Here is a 16,276-nt window from a genome sequence, read left to right as displayed (position 1 = left end):
TTTAGTGCAATCGAATCTTATCGCCTTCTTGCAGCGGAGCACTGCTCTCAACAATGATCGGTTGATGCTCCATTACACCGTCTACTGCCGATTGGTTTTCATTCGAATCCATGATCGTAATATAGGTTTTTTTAACAACAAAGCTGTTACCTAGCGGTCCGTTTCTTTCCTCGACACCAAATACGTACGATTGGTCTCCTTCTTTGTGGATAGCTTCATTCGATACTAGGATCAAATCATTCACCGTTTTGATCAACTGAGTCTCTGCCGGCTCTCCGCCCTTTAGCTCCTTATCCTCAATAGCAATCACCAGTTGCTTCATAGGTGTTGTGTAAGCAGGTGTGTTTCCGCCGTTTTCCGGTTCACCAAGCGGTTGTTCGGTATCTTTAATATCCTCAATGCTCCCCTCGACTTGTCTGGCATTACTGCCACCTATTCGAACATTCAATTTTGCTCCTTTTTCCAGATTATCCATTAATGTCGCTGGGGCAGTAAACTCAAACTCAAAGCCGAGTTTCGAATTGGCGATTATAACATCGGACTCTTCCCCTTTCGACTCAAGCCCCTCCACTGCATTAATCTTCGTAACGATCCCGTCAAAAGGTGCAATCAATGTGCTGTTTTCTTGCAAATCCTCCTGCAATCTATGAACTTTCCGTCTTTGGACATCGATATCCATTTGAGTCCTCTTCATATCGTTTTTAGCTTTTACGATTGTTTTCTCATCGTCGCTTAGTGAAGCTTCCTTATAACTATCTTGCTGCTCCTTTAGCGTAAGCATGAACTGGCTCAATTGCGTCTCTTCATCCTCAATCTGACGCTGGAGGGTCCGTTGGTTGTAAACAACCAGGATCGCTCCTTTCTTAACCGTTTTGCCTTCCTTGGCATGGACCTTCTCAACTTTGCCTCCGACAGCGCCCGATAAAGCTGCGGTCTCTCGCCACTTCACAATTCCCATACCTTGAAAAGTATGATTTAACTCCCCTCTTTCCGGTGTTGTAACTGCAACCTTAGGGAGCGTTAACGCCTTAAGAGTATTGCTAAACAACGTCAATGCAACGAGTAGCAACACAAATAAGCCAAAGAAGATGCGAATCCTCCTTTTGCGTCCAGATATCGTTTTACTAGCAAGTTGCACTTCCATTCATATCCCCCCGTAATAAACTAACCTTTAACTCCTGATAGCTGAATGCCCTGTACAAAATATGACTCAGCGTACAAATACAACAGCACCATCGGAGTCATATATAAGACGGATGCAGCAAAGGCGACGCCCCTTGCATCTTTATTAATGTGCGACAAATACAGAGACAGCGGTTGTTTAAATGCATCCTCAAGAAAAATAAGCGGCTGCTCAACCATATTCCAATTATCAACGAATAGTAAAACGACGAGCGCAGCCATTCCCGGCTGGACAAGCGGGACAATAATTTGATAAAAAATTCTCAAATGCCCCGCGCCATCGATTTTGGCCGCTTCAATATAAGAATTTGGAATATGCATCACGAACTGTCTGAGCATAAATACACCGAAAGCACTGAATATACCCGGCAATATAATGGCTGAGGTTGTATTGATAAGTCCCAGCTTATCGGCAATGATATAATTGGGCACGAGCGTCACCTGAAATGGCATAAGCATCGTTAAAACATATAGAAAGAACAACTTGTCTCGTCCCGGAAATCTCAGCTTTGCAAACGCATAGGCAGCTAATGACGCAACCAGCACTTGCAAAACAATAATAGGTACGACCATAAACACAGAATTCCAAAACATTTGGAGAAACACAGGTTTGTGAACCAGTACCTCCGCATATTGGCGGAAAGATACCCAATCAGGAAGCAGCTTTACATTAATAAATCCATCCTTTTCCCCTGCTTCGATATTGATCAATTGGCCAATGAGATGATAGTTATATTCGATTTCGGCCTCCGTCATGAATGAGTTTACGACCGTAATCACAATCGGTAACAGCATCATCAAAGCCAGCACACCCATCATTAACGATAGACTAAGCTTTTGAATGAAAGTCAATTTTCCAACCACCTTGCCTATTCCATGGAATTCCTAAAACGACGTTCGACAGCTAACATCATTATGACGAAAATAAGAATGCAAACTACCATTAACACAGCAGCAGCTGTCAATTTCTGAACATCGAGAGAAAGAAACATGTTGTTCATATAATGTTGCAACATATAAATGCGGTCATGTGGATAATCGCCTGCAATCAGGTATGTTTCGCGGAACACTTTGAATGAATTAATAATCGACATCAGAAAAACAAATACCATCGTTGGAGTCAAATAAACCAGGGTAATATGGAACCATTTATGAAATCTGCCCGCTCCTTCGATATCTGCCGTTTCATAGTAGTCTTTGGGAATGCTCTGCAGCCCCGCTAGAAACAATATGATGTTGTAGCCAATATTTTTCCACGTATAGACGATGGCCAGTACACCAATGGACCACTCCGATTTCATCCAATCGATCCGCTCCACATTGAAATTCTGCAACCATGCATTTAAGGTTCCGTTCCAGTCAAATACAATTTGCCAGATCATAACGATTGATGCTACGGGTACGACAAGGGGCAATACAAAAGCCGTTTGCAGCCAATTCCGAAAAAACAACTTTTTGTTTAACAACTGCGCAAGCAACAATGACACCAAGATCATAAGGGGCACGCTCACACTTGTGAACAGGAACGTATTCGTCGCTGCCTTGCGGAAGGAAGAACTTGCAAGCAATGTATTGTAATTATCCAATCCAACAAATGAACCATCGATCGTACTATCCTGAAACGAATAGAGAAATCCCATGCCGAACGGAACGAGATAAAAGATTAAAAAACCGATCAGACTTGGTGCCAGAAACAGAGCTGCAACGGTCCAGTCTTGACGCAGCTTGCCCCTCATTTTTCTCCAGAATAGATTGCCTTTCACCTTGTACCTCCTTCACCATTTCGAAAAAGAGAGAATGAACCCTGCATCAACTGTTTAGGGCCCATCCCTCTTTGCTTTCCTATTCGTTTAATACAGTGGTCACCCTGTTTTGAATAAGCGCTGCCACCTCTTCGGGCGATTTTTGCCCAGTGAAATAAGCGTGGGACTTATTCATTCAAATAGGTCATGATCCGGTTCTGTATGAGCTCAGCAGTGGCTTCGGCAGATTTCTGACCCGTGAAGAATGCTGTGGCCTCCTCGGCGATGATCTTTGAAAACATGTTGTGTTCGTCATCGTATCCATAATTTCTTAAACGAGCCTCCGATACCAATTCCTTAAATGGTTGAAGATTCTCTTCGGTTGCTTTAATGACCTTGCCAACCTTAGGATCATTAATCCCTTTCTCCACTACATCTTTAATAGCTTTATCATTGACCGCCTTATTTATAGAAATATCAGATAGCTGCGGGAAGGACTGCATCTCTTCCGACATTAAGAACTTCATGAAATTCCACGCTTCCCCTTTGACCGTAGAATTTGCATTCATCGCTAGCTCTCTGGTCACGCTAAAGGATACACCTGATTGTTGGTCGGCTGAATGCGGCTTCTGATAGATTTTTGCATTTTCATAATATAAACTGAGACGGACAAGATAATCTGAAGGGGAGAGGATTCTAGAATGTAAGAAATTAGTTTTTTGCGAACCACCCATGACTTCCGACGTGATAATATTGTCGTCATACAATGCTTTCACTTGCTTCAGCAAATCTATGAATAACGCAGAGTCAAAAGATGCGGTCCGCCCATTGACCAATTTGGCATAATTGTCGGATACAAGGTTATTTAACAGCTGCTCCGGAGGCCAATTGTCCATGGAGACCGAATGCCCTCCCTTATTAGCCAATTCTTTGCTTATCTCTGCAAAATCGCTCCAAGTCCACTTCTTATCATCGATGGTGACACCGGCATTCTCGATATTTGCAGCATCCCCAAACAAAACTTCTAAGTTAAACTGTAAAGGAAGGGTATAAATACCGTCATTCATTCGGGAATTTTCAATAATATTCATTTCGTACAGGCTGGGATCAAAAGTGTTATCCCTCTGAATCAACTCTTCTAAATTAACAAACGCCTTTTTGTTAACATACTTTTCAATGGGCAGGGGAACAACTGAAACAGCATATAGATCTGCTCCCTTACCTGATAAAACCTCCGTAGTGGTCTGTTTTGCATATCTTTCCACTTCAGCCGGGGACAGCATGGCCCCCTCAGCAGGAAACTCTTTGAACTCAATCGTCGTATTCGGATGCTGGACTTCGTATTTTTGTTTCGCTTGCAGGAAGAAATCGTCCGCTGCAAGCAGCGAGACAACAACGGTTTTCTTGCCGTCCTTCGTTTCATCAACCGGCATTCCTTCATCTTCTTTAGCTTGATTATTACTGTTACTGCTGGTTTTATCTGTCGTCTGTGCTCCCCCTTGATTGCCGCCAGTAGGGGCACTGCAAGCAGAGACCATGACCATGATGAACGTGAATAGAATTATCATCGCTTTTTTCATTGTTTCTCTTCCTTCCCATAATCGATCTCTCCGCGATCATCCCGCGAAAGTTACTCCATTAAGTGTAGTACAGGGATATATGAGGAGTTAGATCGACTTGTAATGAAGTTGTAAAAGTAAAAAAAAAGAACCGTCAGAGATAAATGATTCCCTGACAGTCCTTTGCTTATCGCCGCTAAAAGCGTTTGGTGTGGTCTTGCAGCACTGGGTTAGGCGGGCAGGTCTGCTTAGAGCCTGGAATAGTAACTAAGCAGCGCCATGACATCCTTACTGAAACCGATAATTTCATTTCGTTTCAAATCGACTGTAACATTATATTTTAACTTCTCCCCGTCCTTGCTCATGTAATACAATTCCACAACACCGCCCGAGCGCGTCATGTCCTCATTCAGCGTTAAATCGGACAATGGATAGCTCCCTTTATCCTGAATAAACTCTGTTGCGAGAGGTTCAACTTCGTTCATATGATATTTTACCATTCGATCGTCTTCCACCGTAGACTTGGCATGATCCTGCATCGTTTCTCGCCTTCTGACAGCTCTGATGACATCGCCGTCCCTCGCATTCAGCACGATTTGATAGCCTTGATCAGGATCGGTCGGTTTGGTCAGCGTCGTATAATATACGCCGCTAGAATACGTAGCAAAATCAATTTGATCGTTCACCTTTAGTTCTGGAACCGCTGCTGAAACCCCTGTTGGTGTAACAACGAGGCCCTTTTCCGCCTCATTTAGCATAACTTTAAACTTGTTCTGGTCAATAACCGCCAACTCAAATTGAAGCTCGTCCTTCGTCAAGTCTTCATCGAAGTACTTATTTACTGCATTAAGACTAAGTGTCTTCACCGCATCCTGGGACAGAACGCCCTCATATTCCTCCTCCATATTCTCGTTCTCTCTGATTATTTTTTTAACCATGACGGTATCTTTGGGAATCGTATTGAAGACGCTCTGGCACCCTGTCGTCAGGATGATGAACGACACACAAATGATAACTAAAATAAGTTTGTTCATTCCTTTATCCCACCTTTCGGATGGGTAAGCGAGAATACAACTTCTACGGTAGTACCCTGGTTTTCATTGCTGTTTACCCGAATGACGGCATTGTGGACACTCGCAACATTTTGACATAACGCAAGACCGAGACCTGCCCCTTTACCGTTTCTTGTCCTCGATTTATCCACCATGTAAAAAGGCTCAAAAATTTTATCCTGATGTTCCTTAGCGATCCCAATGCCCTGATCCGTCACTTCAAGCACACAATCTCCGTTGTGCCATACGACGCGCAGTGTAATGGTCTGCTGTTCATCCGAAGCTTTGATTGCATTGTCTACCAGATTGAAGATCAGAACTTTGATCAAATCCTTCTCCAATCTCAGCTCGCCCGGCTCGCACTTCGCGACGATCGTCACCTGCTTTTCTTTGGCCATCATGTCCAGCGCAGGCTTGATTTCAGCTATAATCGCTCCCAAATCGTGCGGCTCCATCTCGAATTGATCCTCTTGCAACACAATCAAATTCATCAGCTTCATGGACAACATCTGTAATCGCTTGCCTTCTGAATAAATCACATTGAGACCGTCCAGAAACGTTTCCTCATCATATTTGGTTGTTCTCATAAAATTCGCATAGGCGATAATCGAAGTCAGCGGCGTATTTAATTCATGTGTGAAATTATTGATAAACCGTTGTTTCTCTTGATTGTTCCGCTCAAGTTCTGTGATGGTGTCCTCCACAACAGCGGCCATATTGTTGAAATTGTAGGCCAGCATCCCGATTTCGTCTTTTGATTTTAACTGGACGCGTTCGGAGAAATTCCCCTGTGCGATAACCTGAGCAGTTCGACCCAGCCGATCAATCGATCTCGTCAGTCCCCGGCTTACAAAAAACATGATCAACATATAGAGGAAACAAGCCACCACATCCACTTGCACAAAGAACCGATACTGATCTACACGGTCCTGATATAACGAGGTGACATCTACCATATAAGTAAATAGATAGCTTGTACGGTTAACATCCACCATACTTGACGTGAACAGGATCGTTCGCTCACCGATATCCCGTAAAACATAATGGATTTCATCCGTGCCCAGCTTGCCCAGTTCCTCACGTTGTGTCGGTATTGGGAAATCGGTATTACTGAAGACTACCCGATTTTTCTGATTTCTGATATCCAAATACACACGCTGTTCATGATTGGTACCCACAAATTCATTACCGATTCTCGTTAATACGGTTTTCTCGTAATCAATCGAATCATAGATGCGAAGGATCGGCACAATCGCGTTAACACTGGATTGAATACTCATATTTTGGCTTAACGCGCTATTGATCTCCTGCTCAAGCATCCTATTATGGCTGCGCTCGATAACCATAATGGAGGCTGCGTTAAAGATAATGACGAAAACTAGAATCGAGAAGACATAAATTTTTTGCCAAAATTTCATTCCCCTCAATCCTCCAGCCGATAGCCGAGTTTATAAATGGTCTTGATATGATCTTGCAGCTCTAGTTTTTTGCGCAGTGATTTAATATGCATATCGACCGTTCTTGTTTCGCCATAATAATCGCCGCCCCATACTTTATCGATGAACTGCTCTCTGGATAAGGCGATGTTCTTGTTTTTTAACAGAACGACAAGCAAATCATATTCTTTGGGCGTTAGCTCTACAACTTTCCCCTGTTTGGTTACTTCCCGTTTGTCCAGATCGACGAGCAGGTTTTGGAATGCCATCACCTGTTCTTCCTTTTCATATCTTCGCAGTACCGTTTCTATACGGGCCAGCAGCTCAATCGCTTCGAAAGGCTTGACCATGTAATCATCAGCCCCCAGCTTCAACCCGTCCACCTTATCATAAACCGAGTTTCTCGCCGTCAAAAAAATAACCGGAATATTGTACGGCTTTATGCGTTTCATAAGCTCAAAACCGTCCAGTTTCGGAATCATGACATCCAACAAAATAAGATCGAACTTTTCCTGTTGCACCAGCTCAAGCGCAGCTTCGCCATCGTAAACCTCCATCGTTTCGTAGCTCACAATATTGAGATTCATTTTAATGATTTTGGATATATGAACATCGTCCTCAACAATCAAAATCTTTTTGCTCATGCCTCTGAATCTCCTAACACAAGTAATAGTCACGATCTTAATGCTACGATAACGAAGCCACATTAAAATTGCAACCATGTCCTAGGCTCAAGCACTAACTTCGCGAGAGCCAAATACCTTTTACAAACGTTTGTCATTTTGGAAGTTAACCGAAAAATGGTCTGCATCATTATATACAGCAAACTCATATCCTTTTTCCTCGTAAAATGCAATGATTTCGGGAAGCGCTTGTAAGGTTTGTGGTTTTTCATGCATGAGAATCACTTCTCTGTCAATTCTAGTTTGCCTTTTAATGTTTTCTACAATTTGGCTTGGATTATCTTTTAAATCCCAGTCTTTAGAATCAATGGTCCAATCCCAAACCTTAATTCCAGATTTCACAACTTGATTACGAACCTGTTCACTTTCCAATCCTGGTGCTGATCCATAAGGTGGACGAACCAACTTAGGATTTGTACCTGTAATATCTTCAATCAGAGACAGTGTTTCTTTCATCTCTGATACAAACTGTCCGTTATTGTATAACTTTTTGTAATCATGCGATATACTATGAGCTCCAACATAATGGCCTTCTTCTGTGGCTCGTTTGACACTTTCCTGTAAGTCGGTTTTTTGTAAATTCGTCCCCTGCATGAAAAAGGTGGCTTGTATATCTTGCTCTTTTAATAAATCTAAGAATTGATTCGTTAATTTAGTAGGACCATCATCAAATGTTAAATAAACAACTTTATCCCCAGGCTTTCCATCTGTCCTTTTTTGTTTGGCTGGTTGTTCGGTACTTTGTACAATATTTTCTTTGGCTACGACATCTTCTTCAGGAGCAGCAGTGAGTTTCCCTATTAAAAAGATCATTAGGAAGCTAGCTGCTAGAACAACGACTAATCTTCTTCTCGCCTTAATTACCCTGTTTTTTTTATTATCATTTCGTGATATTCTCATTATTTATCTAGCCCTTCTATGAATTTTCAGTTGTGTCACGAACCCCTTTCCAATCTTCTCTATCCGTAAAATAATCTTTGATCCCTTCCACTATGCCCTGAGCGGTTCGATCCTGATGACTCTCGCTGAGCATCTCCATTTCATCGCTCGGGTTGGTGAGGAACCCTACCTCCAACAGAATCGCGAGATTGTTGCTTCCTGTCAGTACCTTCCAACTTTCCTTTCTCACGCCGCGATCCCTGAATCCAGTAGCCTCCACCAAGTGCTCGTGCACCTCGCGTGCAAACGGAATACTATCGTCCGCGTAATAATATGTTTCGGTGCCAGATACATCGGGATCTGCATAGGTGTTCCCATGAATGGAGACCAATGCATCCACATCAAGATCGTTTGCGAATTGGTTACGATCCTCTAGATCGACAAAGGTATCGTCCGTACGTGTCATGTACGCCTCGAACATTGGCTCTTGCTGGAGCAGGTCGAATACCTTCTGTGACAGCGCTAGTGTGTACGCTCTCTCATGGTTTCCGCTGACTCCTTCCGCACCAGGATCCTTGCCTCCATGCCCTGGATCGATCACGATTTTGTAGCGCTTAGATATTTCTTGTGGCACTGCCGTTTTTGGGAACAGTGCAACTTTTAGCTCCGCGGAAACCGAGGGTGAAAATTGCTCATAGATCGACCAAATCATTCCTATCAAAGCAACAACAATGACCACCAATATCGCTTGGCGGCGTTGACGCTGTTTTCTGTTTTTCCTTTTCATACGATCTCCTTACTCCGATTAATCGGTACATGCTGATATCTTCAATGACTCAACAAGTGTAGCAAGTCGATATATGATAAGTTAGATCATCTTGTATAGAAGTTGTAAAATCTGATTTCAACTGACAGCACACAAAAATATATACAGCCGAACCCTATGGATGCTAGACGTTAAATACCCATTGTACGTCGTAACATAGGAAATTCATAGGCTGCGAACAATGGCTGTTAAGTATGACTTGGAAAATACATATAAAAATCAAAAAAAAACGGAGAGTCACCTCTCCGTTTCTCCTTACATATTAACCATTAACAATGAATGCAGTTATATATTTATTCATGAGACACCACACATATTAGTGCTGCCTATGCTTACATCTTATAAGCCTTCATCGCTTTTCTAAGCTCCTTGAATGTAGGGCGCTTGCCGTACATCAGGACACCGGTACGATAGATTTTCGCAGCCAGCCAACCGAAAACGAGGATGGATACAATCAGGATCGCCAGCGAAAGCAGGATCTCCCAGAATGGGATACTGCCAAGGCCGATACGAACCAGAATCGTGGTCGGCGAGATGAACGGAATGTAGGTGGATACCTTCATCAGCATCGAATTCGGAGCGTTTAGGCTAAAGATGGCGATATAGAATGCCACCAGGGACAGCATCGTAATCGGCATGACCGCCTGCCCCAAATCCTCGGTACGGCTGACAATCGAACCGATAGCCGCGTAGAGCATCGCATACAAGAAATAGCCAAGGATGTAGAAGATTAAACCGAACACCAGCAGCATCGGGTCTATGGCTGTCAGGTCGAGATTCATGTCCTTCAATGTATCTATATTGTGCGGCAGTATCAAGTTCACAACAACTACAACTCCAAATGCCGCGATCTGGGACAGTCCCAGCAGGAACATGCCAATAACCTTACCAAACATTTGGCTCAGCGGAGATACGCTTGTAATCAAAATCTCCATAATGCGGGAGCTCTTCTCTGTTGTTACTTCCGAAGCGATCATGTTACCTGTCCCCATCAAAGTGAAGAAGAAGAGAATAATCAGTGCATACACAACAATGTAGTTAATAACCTCGGAAGCTCCTTCCTTCTCTCCGGAAGCTCCGTCAGCGTTACCTGTTTCTGTAGGATCGATACTCCGAGCGTCAATTTGAACCGGTTGATTCAGTTCATTAATCTGCGCATCGGACAAATCAAGTCCGTCTACAATGCTGCGCGTCTTCGCCACTTGCAGAGCTGCTTGCAGATTGGATTGCAGTTCCGGGCTCATAGCCTCATCTTCAGAGCTGTAGACCACGGTCGGGAACGTATTGCCTTCTTGCGCTTCGAATTTCAGATAACCTTCGATTACGCCATCCTTAATATCCTTATTCAGAGCGGCTTCATCAGCCGTTTCGTATTTTACCAATTCATAGGAGGTTGTCGGCAGGTTACTCCAGGTAGTCTCCAGTTGTTCAGCCAGCGTCTGCTCCTGTCCGTATACCAGGCCGATGCGGGTGGTTTCTTCGGATCCTGCCTTATCTCCCGTAAACATTTGGATCAGAAAAGGAAGATTGATCCCGATCGTAATAATGAGTGCAAAAATCAAGGTTGAAACGAGAAAGGACTTTGTTCTTATTTTATTCATGAACGTAAATCGGATAACGGTCCACATATTATTCATTGGATTCACCTACCGCCTTTATGAAGATTTGATTGAGTGTCGGCTCCTTCACTTCAAACCGATGGATCGTGCTTTGCGACATGGCTGTATTCAAAATGTTTTGCGCTGCCTCAACCTGGCTGATCCGGATGGAGTAGCCGTCTTCTGTTCGCTCCACAGCCGTTACGCCAGGCAGGGCTTCAAGACCCCCGACTTCACCGGACGTGCCGAGCACCACTTCTTCACGAGGATACTTGGATTTGATATCCTTCAGATTCCCCTTCACTACCGTATTGGAGCGATGCAGAATGGTAATGTTCTTACACAACTCCTCAACATGTTCCATCCGGTGGGTGGAGAACAGAATGCTTGTGCCCTTGTCGCGGAGTTCTTTTACTGTTGATTTCAGAAGTTCGACGTTCACCGGATCCAGTCCGCTGAAGGCTTCGTCCAGAATCAGAATTTGCGGGTCATGAACAACCGCTGCGATAAAGCCCATTTTTTGCTGGTTACCCTTGGACAGTTCCTCAATCTTCTTATCGTAATAGTCAGGTACTTCAAACCGTTCCAACCAGTATTTCAGACTCTTATCCGCGTCTTTCGCGGACATGCCCCGCAGCTGTGCCAAGTAGGAAATCTGCTCACTGACTTTCACTTTCGGGTATAACCCGCGCTCCTCCGGCAAGTAACCCATAATGTGGCGCAGTTCCTTGTTATACGGCTTTCCGTTATACAGAATTGTTCCGTCATCCGGGTAGATCAATCCAAGCACCATTCGCATGGTGGTTGTTTTGCCGGCGCCGTTCGCACCCAGCAGTCCGTAGATTTCACCTTCCTCAACCTGAAGCGAAATCCGGTTTACCGCCGTTTTGTCCGCATAAATCTTAACTACATTGTCTAATTGCAAGCGTTGCATATCGTAAAAACCCCTCTCTATCCTAGTTCTGCACGTTGGCAGGAATGTTTCCGTCAATCCATAATCGAAGCACTTCATCCAGCTCCAGGGAACGGGTCTGAATAAACGGTATGCCTGCAGACTGCAGGATCTTCTCCACTTCCAAGCATTCCGTCGTTATAAAAGAAATCGTAGTCGCTGTCTCTTGTTTGAAACTCAGAATACCCGGCAGCTCCTCGACAATGGAGGCATCCTCTTGAATCCAGCACTCCTTCCAGTTATCCAGCAGCGAGTCCTTCTCCACCATGCCCAGCAGCTTCCCATGATGGATTAGAATGACGTAGTCCGCCAGACGACGAATTTCATCCACCACATGGGTTGAGAGCACGATTGTTGTGTCCATGGACTTCATCACTTTGTGCAGCTGATCGATCATCAGCTTCCAAGCGAAAGGATCAAGACCGGAAGAAGGTTCATCCAGCAGCAAGAACTTGGGCCTTGGCGCAAGTGCAGCGGCAATCTCAAATTTGCGTCGTTCCCCTTTGGACATCTTGCGAAGTTTTACGCCCCGCGGGACATCGAACCGGGATAACAGCTCATCGAAAAAATAACCGTCCCAAGTGTCATACCAGGATGCGCGAAAGCTGGCCGCTTCATCCACCGACATATTCTGTTCCTCTACGCTCAGCTGTTCAGGTACGAAGCCCATTTGTTTACGGATGGAGATGGGAAGCTCTCCCCGGTAAGGCTCGCCGAACCAAGTAATCTCACCTTCGTCCGGAAACACGGTCTGCATCATCATGTTCAGCAAGGTGCTTTTCCCCGAGCCATTAGGCCCCACCAGAGCAACAATATATCCTTGAGGGATCGATAATTGTATCGGACCGATGGTTTTCGTTTTCCGTCGTTTAATGACATTACGAAACTCAATAACATGCGGTTCCATGGAATGTTAGCGACCTCCTTTTGTGTCATATTTTTCGCGGACAACTTCCATGAACATCTCTTTCATCTCATCTTCATTGAATTGAACGGCAAGCCCTTTATCTACAGCAATCCTTAATGCCTCTATAACCGCATCGCGTTTATATTGTTCTCGGGCCTGGTCGCCGACACCAGCAACAAAAGTTCCCGTACCTTGTCTCGTTCGCAGCAACCCTTCATTCTCAAGATCCTGATACACCCTGCGCACCGTAATAACGCTACACTTCAGATTCCCGGCAAATTCCCTAATGGATGGCAATAGCGTTCCCTCCTCGATCTGACCGCTAATTATGAGCGAGCGCAGCTGTGTTTCAATCTGGTGATATAAAGGCTCTGCGCTATTTTCATTGATCTGTATCAGAAGTCGCACCTTTTACCACCTCGCTTTTCTAAGAACATAAACCCGTGCCATCGCATGCCATACGGATTCATCTTCATATTCTTCATGATAAATCCCGGGTCTGCTGCCGAATGTATGTTAATTTGCTCATAAGCATCATAGACGCCAATCCCGCAATCAACGAGCCCCACATCACCGGGGATAACAGTCCCCATTTCATGGCGGCATCCGCTACGAATTCGAATATGCTGTATCCCAGAAGGCTTAGTACGGCTACTGATCCGGCAATGAGCGGATTCAGAAGAGCGGTGTTCCTGAGATACACCTTGCCGCTGCACATGTTTTCCCAGTAAATATAAGGCCCCGTTAATAAAAATCCGACACCGACCCACGTCAGCATAAAGGCGATATATTCGGGAATAGCCATCGCACTTCTTAGGTGATTCCCCATTGCGTAGATGAATCCATAAAACACGATGCTGTTGATGGCAAAAGCGATCAGGCTATTTATGATCCGACTAACAAAAATCGCGGAAGCCGGCACCGGTATGCTCCGGTAAAAGTACAGCATTCGGGTGTATGAATCCTCGTTCAAATATTTGAAGGACCTTCTGTTAAATACAAAACCTACAAAAGGAGCAAAAAGCACCATGATAAAATCGACAAATGGGTTGTTGTATTCCTCTAGATGCTCAAACTGAACGTTTATGACGAAACTCGTGGAAAGCCCCAGATACAGCATGAACAGTATCGTCCATATGAGTTGGAACTTATCGCTTGCGAAGTCTTTCTTCACGATCTTCATCGCATTATGGAAAACCTGTTGCAATGCGTCTCATCCTTTCATTCCTTCATATATTCATTTCGTTTTATCATCGCAGTCTAAGTTTCACTGTGCTTAGTGTGATTACTGTGCTCACTGTGTATATCTTTATACACAGTATATAGTGTGTATATAAACAGTGTCAATAGAAGTTGTAAAAAAATTCCCGGCAGAGGTTTCCTGCCGGGTGTCACCTTCCCCTACTGCGGCTCATTCCAGAGCTTCCATGCACAAGGGAGTGTAGCCGTGGAGGAGACCTGGCGTTCGCCTTTGAAACCGGGAAACAACCATTTCATCTCATCCAGTTTCCTGGTTTCAACAGCGACCGGAACGGATACACTCCCCCACCCCCGCCCTCAAATTGCTCTTGAATAATGAGCCGCCCTGCCAATTAAAAAACACCCGCCAGATCTCTCTGACGGGTGTTCTCCCACGCTTACATTCCAAATATCACTTTCCATACAGGCTGAGTATGCCCGCCCGGATATAACAAGTAAAGCAAGGTATACACGGCTACGCCGGTAATGGCGGTAAAGAACCAGATGATCGACGTAACTCTGCCCCACTTGCGGTGCTTGGAATACTTCTCCTTAAAGCCGAGGGTCAATGTCGTGATCCCAAAGACCGCTGCTACGGTAGCCAGTACAATGTGGAAGACCAGGAATACCTGATAATACGGCTTTAGATCATCGGGACCACCCCATGACGTGTTGCCGATGAATACGGTGCGCGAGGAATAGATGATAAAGAAGATGACAGCCGCGACGGCCGCCCAGATCATCACTTTCTTGTGGGCTTCGCGCTTCCCCTTAATAATAAGACCCCAGCCAATCGCTACCAGCACGGCGCTGATGACAATAAACGTTGTACTGACCGTGGGAAATATAAAAAACCAATCCATATGGATCCCCCTTCAATAATCCTGTTACGCCTGATTGAGCTTGCCGGGAGGAATCTCGCCAGGCAAAGGATCGTCTTCCTGATTTTCTCGTTTGTACCAATGAAAGAACACATAGGCCAGCATCGAAGCAAAAATAATCTCTTGGAAAAACTTCATGATGATCCCGCCCACTCGCTGGTCAATTGCAGGCTCTAGATAACCAAAGAACTCAGGTCCGCCGAATTTACTAAGCAACGCCGAGGTATCGCCAGCTACGCAGTACCCCATCGCCTTTGCCCATACCACCGGATCGCTATAAGTTGCGTACATCGGCTCGCTCGAGAAAATAATGAGCGCACATGCCGGTGTCAGCAAGACCATATTGAGAAAAATATACCCCATTTTCAAAAGCCCTGAGGACTTGTCCTTCTCCGGGATCGGGTTAATAATGGCCCACCACATCAGCAGCGAAGCGATAAACAGGATTGAATAGTACAAACGGTGCACCCAGAAATTCAACATAACAAAATCATGGATAACCGGGATGTGATAAAAAGAAAATAAGCCGTTAAACAGAACCGCGGCAACAATCGGACGTGCAAGGAAACCGAGATTCTTAAACGGATTGACCTTATCGAAGGCACGCCACATCCAAACAGGAATACCCAGAATCAAGAGCGGCATCGCCATTAAATAGGACATTGCCATACTGACCATGTGAAACGAGAACATCGTATGCCCCAGCAGTTCAATGGGTCCACCCTGTGCAAGATAGAACGCAAGCATACCGCCTACAAACAGTGTTCTCCTCCCTGCGGAAACCGGAGCACTCCCTTCGAATCGATTGCTCAGCGGCCCGGTCAACAGGAAGTAACCTGCTGTTACGAGCAGCATAAATGCTAGGAACAAGGGACTCCATTTATCTGCAAAACTAAAATATTCTAAGCCCAGCATGCAAAAACCTCCCCATAACGGGTTAAATTCTGTCCAAATTGTGACACCTACCTACGATTTAAAAAAAGAGGGGGCTGAAAGTAGCCCACCTCTTTTTCATTTTACCACCAAACCCAGAACAGTGCCATGACAATACAGGTACTAGCTACGAAGAAGCCGCCAATCATAAACAGGATTGGCATTAGATGCCCTTTGTCCTTCAAGTGCATCCAGTAACCCATTTGTACGAACACCTGCAACACAGCCATAACCAGCAAAATGATGATCGTAAATGCTGTGTTGATGCCACCGGCTGCGACAGCCGCAAAAGCAATCGCAGTCAGGACAATGGAGAAAATAAAGACAACAATGTGTTTCTCAGGGCCTTCCACACGATGGCGGTGTTTAACTGTAGGCCCCTCATTAGATTGTTGATTCGCAGTCAT

General features: G+C 44.7%; 17 protein-coding genes. All 17 read right to left on the bottom strand.

Features of this window, described 5'->3' with window-relative positions:
* Position 1: 1 nt before the first annotated feature.
* Positions 2-1,144: an efflux RND transporter periplasmic adaptor subunit gene (locus tag NYE54_RS03990; protein WP_339270189.1), complete on the bottom strand. Its 1,143-nt coding sequence runs from the start codon at positions 1,142-1,144 to the stop codon at positions 2-4.
* Positions 1,145-1,164: 20 nt separating this feature from the next.
* Positions 1,165-2,001, bottom strand: coding sequence for a carbohydrate ABC transporter permease (locus NYE54_RS03985; protein WP_339273387.1), 837 nt, complete (start codon positions 1,999-2,001; stop codon positions 1,165-1,167).
* Between the two features lie 50 nt (positions 2,002-2,051).
* Positions 2,052-2,918, bottom strand: a complete 867-nt coding sequence (locus NYE54_RS03980) for a sugar ABC transporter permease (protein WP_215163345.1) — start codon at positions 2,916-2,918, stop codon at positions 2,052-2,054.
* Between the two features lie 194 nt (positions 2,919-3,112).
* Positions 3,113-4,504: an ABC transporter substrate-binding protein gene (locus NYE54_RS03975; RefSeq protein ID WP_339270187.1), complete on the bottom strand. Its 1,392-nt coding sequence runs from the start codon at positions 4,502-4,504 to the stop codon at positions 3,113-3,115.
* A 227-nt stretch (positions 4,505-4,731) separates the two neighbouring features.
* A complete protein-coding gene (locus NYE54_RS03970) occupies positions 4,732-5,517 on the bottom strand; it encodes a hypothetical protein (RefSeq protein ID WP_339270185.1) in 786 nt (261 codons plus the stop codon).
* Complete coding sequence (locus NYE54_RS03965; RefSeq protein WP_339270183.1) at positions 5,514-6,953, bottom strand: HAMP domain-containing sensor histidine kinase; 1,440 nt, start codon at positions 6,951-6,953, stop codon at positions 5,514-5,516. Before NYE54_RS03965 ends, NYE54_RS03970 begins: the two co-directional genes overlap by 4 nt.
* Positions 6,954-6,958: 5 nt before the next feature.
* Positions 6,959-7,615 (bottom strand): response regulator transcription factor, encoded by a 657-nt coding sequence (locus NYE54_RS03960; protein WP_213647895.1) that lies wholly within the window; start codon positions 7,613-7,615, stop codon positions 6,959-6,961.
* A gap of 120 nt (positions 7,616-7,735) precedes the next feature.
* Complete coding sequence (locus NYE54_RS03955; RefSeq protein ID WP_339270181.1) at positions 7,736-8,554, bottom strand: polysaccharide deacetylase family protein; 819 nt, start codon at positions 8,552-8,554, stop codon at positions 7,736-7,738.
* Positions 8,555-8,570: 16 nt separating this feature from the next.
* Complete coding sequence (locus tag NYE54_RS03950) at positions 8,571-9,320, bottom strand: N-acetylmuramoyl-L-alanine amidase (RefSeq protein ID WP_339270179.1); 750 nt, start codon at positions 9,318-9,320, stop codon at positions 8,571-8,573.
* A gap of 371 nt (positions 9,321-9,691) precedes the next feature.
* Positions 9,692-10,996, bottom strand: a complete 1,305-nt coding sequence (locus tag NYE54_RS03945; protein ID WP_339270177.1) for an ABC transporter permease — start codon at positions 10,994-10,996, stop codon at positions 9,692-9,694.
* The gene (locus NYE54_RS03940; protein WP_339270175.1) at positions 10,989-11,891 is read right to left on the bottom strand and encodes an ATP-binding cassette domain-containing protein; all 903 of its coding nucleotides are present in this window, start codon (positions 11,889-11,891) and stop codon (positions 10,989-10,991) included. Before NYE54_RS03940 ends, NYE54_RS03945 begins: the two co-directional genes overlap by 8 nt.
* Before the next feature lie 22 nt (positions 11,892-11,913).
* Positions 11,914-12,816, bottom strand: a complete 903-nt coding sequence (locus NYE54_RS03935; protein WP_339270174.1) for an ABC transporter ATP-binding protein — start codon at positions 12,814-12,816, stop codon at positions 11,914-11,916.
* Positions 12,817-12,822: 6 nt separating this feature from the next.
* Positions 12,823-13,224, bottom strand: a complete 402-nt coding sequence (locus NYE54_RS03930; RefSeq protein ID WP_098741842.1) for a GntR family transcriptional regulator — start codon at positions 13,222-13,224, stop codon at positions 12,823-12,825.
* 73 nt (positions 13,225-13,297) lie between these two features.
* A complete protein-coding gene (locus NYE54_RS03925) occupies positions 13,298-14,023 on the bottom strand; it encodes a hypothetical protein (RefSeq protein ID WP_339270171.1) in 726 nt (241 codons plus the stop codon).
* A gap of 430 nt (positions 14,024-14,453) precedes the next feature.
* Positions 14,454-14,918: a DUF420 domain-containing protein gene (locus NYE54_RS03920; protein ID WP_339270169.1), complete on the bottom strand. Its 465-nt coding sequence runs from the start codon at positions 14,916-14,918 to the stop codon at positions 14,454-14,456.
* 24 nt (positions 14,919-14,942) lie between these two features.
* A complete protein-coding gene (ctaG, locus tag NYE54_RS03915; protein WP_076325997.1) occupies positions 14,943-15,851 on the bottom strand; it encodes a cytochrome c oxidase assembly factor CtaG in 909 nt (302 codons plus the stop codon).
* Positions 15,852-15,952: 101 nt separating this feature from the next.
* A complete protein-coding gene (locus NYE54_RS03910) occupies positions 15,953-16,276 on the bottom strand; it encodes a cytochrome C oxidase subunit IV family protein (protein ID WP_071222061.1) in 324 nt (107 codons plus the stop codon).

Origin of the sequence: Paenibacillus sp. FSL K6-1330, assembly GCF_037976825.1 — a bacterium.
Lineage (GTDB): Bacteria > Bacillota > Bacilli > Paenibacillales > Paenibacillaceae > Paenibacillus_AQ.
Note: the sequence above shows the minus strand (reverse complement) of the source record. Positions and strands in the feature narration are given on the sequence as shown.

Coding starts and splice junctions, on each gene's coding strand:
- NYE54_RS03990 (WP_339270189.1), bottom strand. CDS start 1,144: ATGGAAGTGCAACTTGCTAGTAAAACGATATCTGGACGCAAAAGGAGG.
- NYE54_RS03985 (WP_339273387.1), bottom strand. CDS start 2,001: ATGATGGGTGTGCTGGCTTTGATGATGCTGTTACCGATTGTGATTACG.
- NYE54_RS03980 (WP_215163345.1), bottom strand. CDS start 2,918: ATGAGGGGCAAGCTGCGTCAAGACTGGACCGTTGCAGCTCTGTTTCTG.
- NYE54_RS03975 (WP_339270187.1), bottom strand. CDS start 4,504: ATGAAAAAAGCGATGATAATTCTATTCACGTTCATCATGGTCATGGTC.
- NYE54_RS03970 (WP_339270185.1), bottom strand. CDS start 5,517: ATGAACAAACTTATTTTAGTTATCATTTGTGTGTCGTTCATCATCCTG.
- NYE54_RS03965 (WP_339270183.1), bottom strand. CDS start 6,953: ATGAAATTTTGGCAAAAAATTTATGTCTTCTCGATTCTAGTTTTCGTC.
- NYE54_RS03960 (WP_213647895.1), bottom strand. CDS start 7,615: ATGAGCAAAAAGATTTTGATTGTTGAGGACGATGTTCATATATCCAAA.
- NYE54_RS03955 (WP_339270181.1), bottom strand. CDS start 8,554: ATGAGAATATCACGAAATGATAATAAAAAAAACAGGGTAATTAAGGCG.
- NYE54_RS03950 (WP_339270179.1), bottom strand. CDS start 9,320: ATGAAAAGGAAAAACAGAAAACAGCGTCAACGCCGCCAAGCGATATTG.
- NYE54_RS03945 (WP_339270177.1), bottom strand. CDS start 10,996: ATGAATAATATGTGGACCGTTATCCGATTTACGTTCATGAATAAAATA.
- NYE54_RS03940 (WP_339270175.1), bottom strand. CDS start 11,891: ATGCAACGCTTGCAATTAGACAATGTAGTTAAGATTTATGCGGACAAA.
- NYE54_RS03935 (WP_339270174.1), bottom strand. CDS start 12,816: ATGGAACCGCATGTTATTGAGTTTCGTAATGTCATTAAACGACGGAAA.
- NYE54_RS03920 (WP_339270169.1), bottom strand. CDS start 14,918: ATGGATTGGTTTTTTATATTTCCCACGGTCAGTACAACGTTTATTGTC.
- ctaG (WP_076325997.1), bottom strand. CDS start 15,851: ATGCTGGGCTTAGAATATTTTAGTTTTGCAGATAAATGGAGTCCCTTG.
- NYE54_RS03910 (WP_071222061.1), bottom strand. CDS start 16,276: ATGACTGCGAATCAACAATCTAATGAGGGGCCTACAGTTAAACACCGC.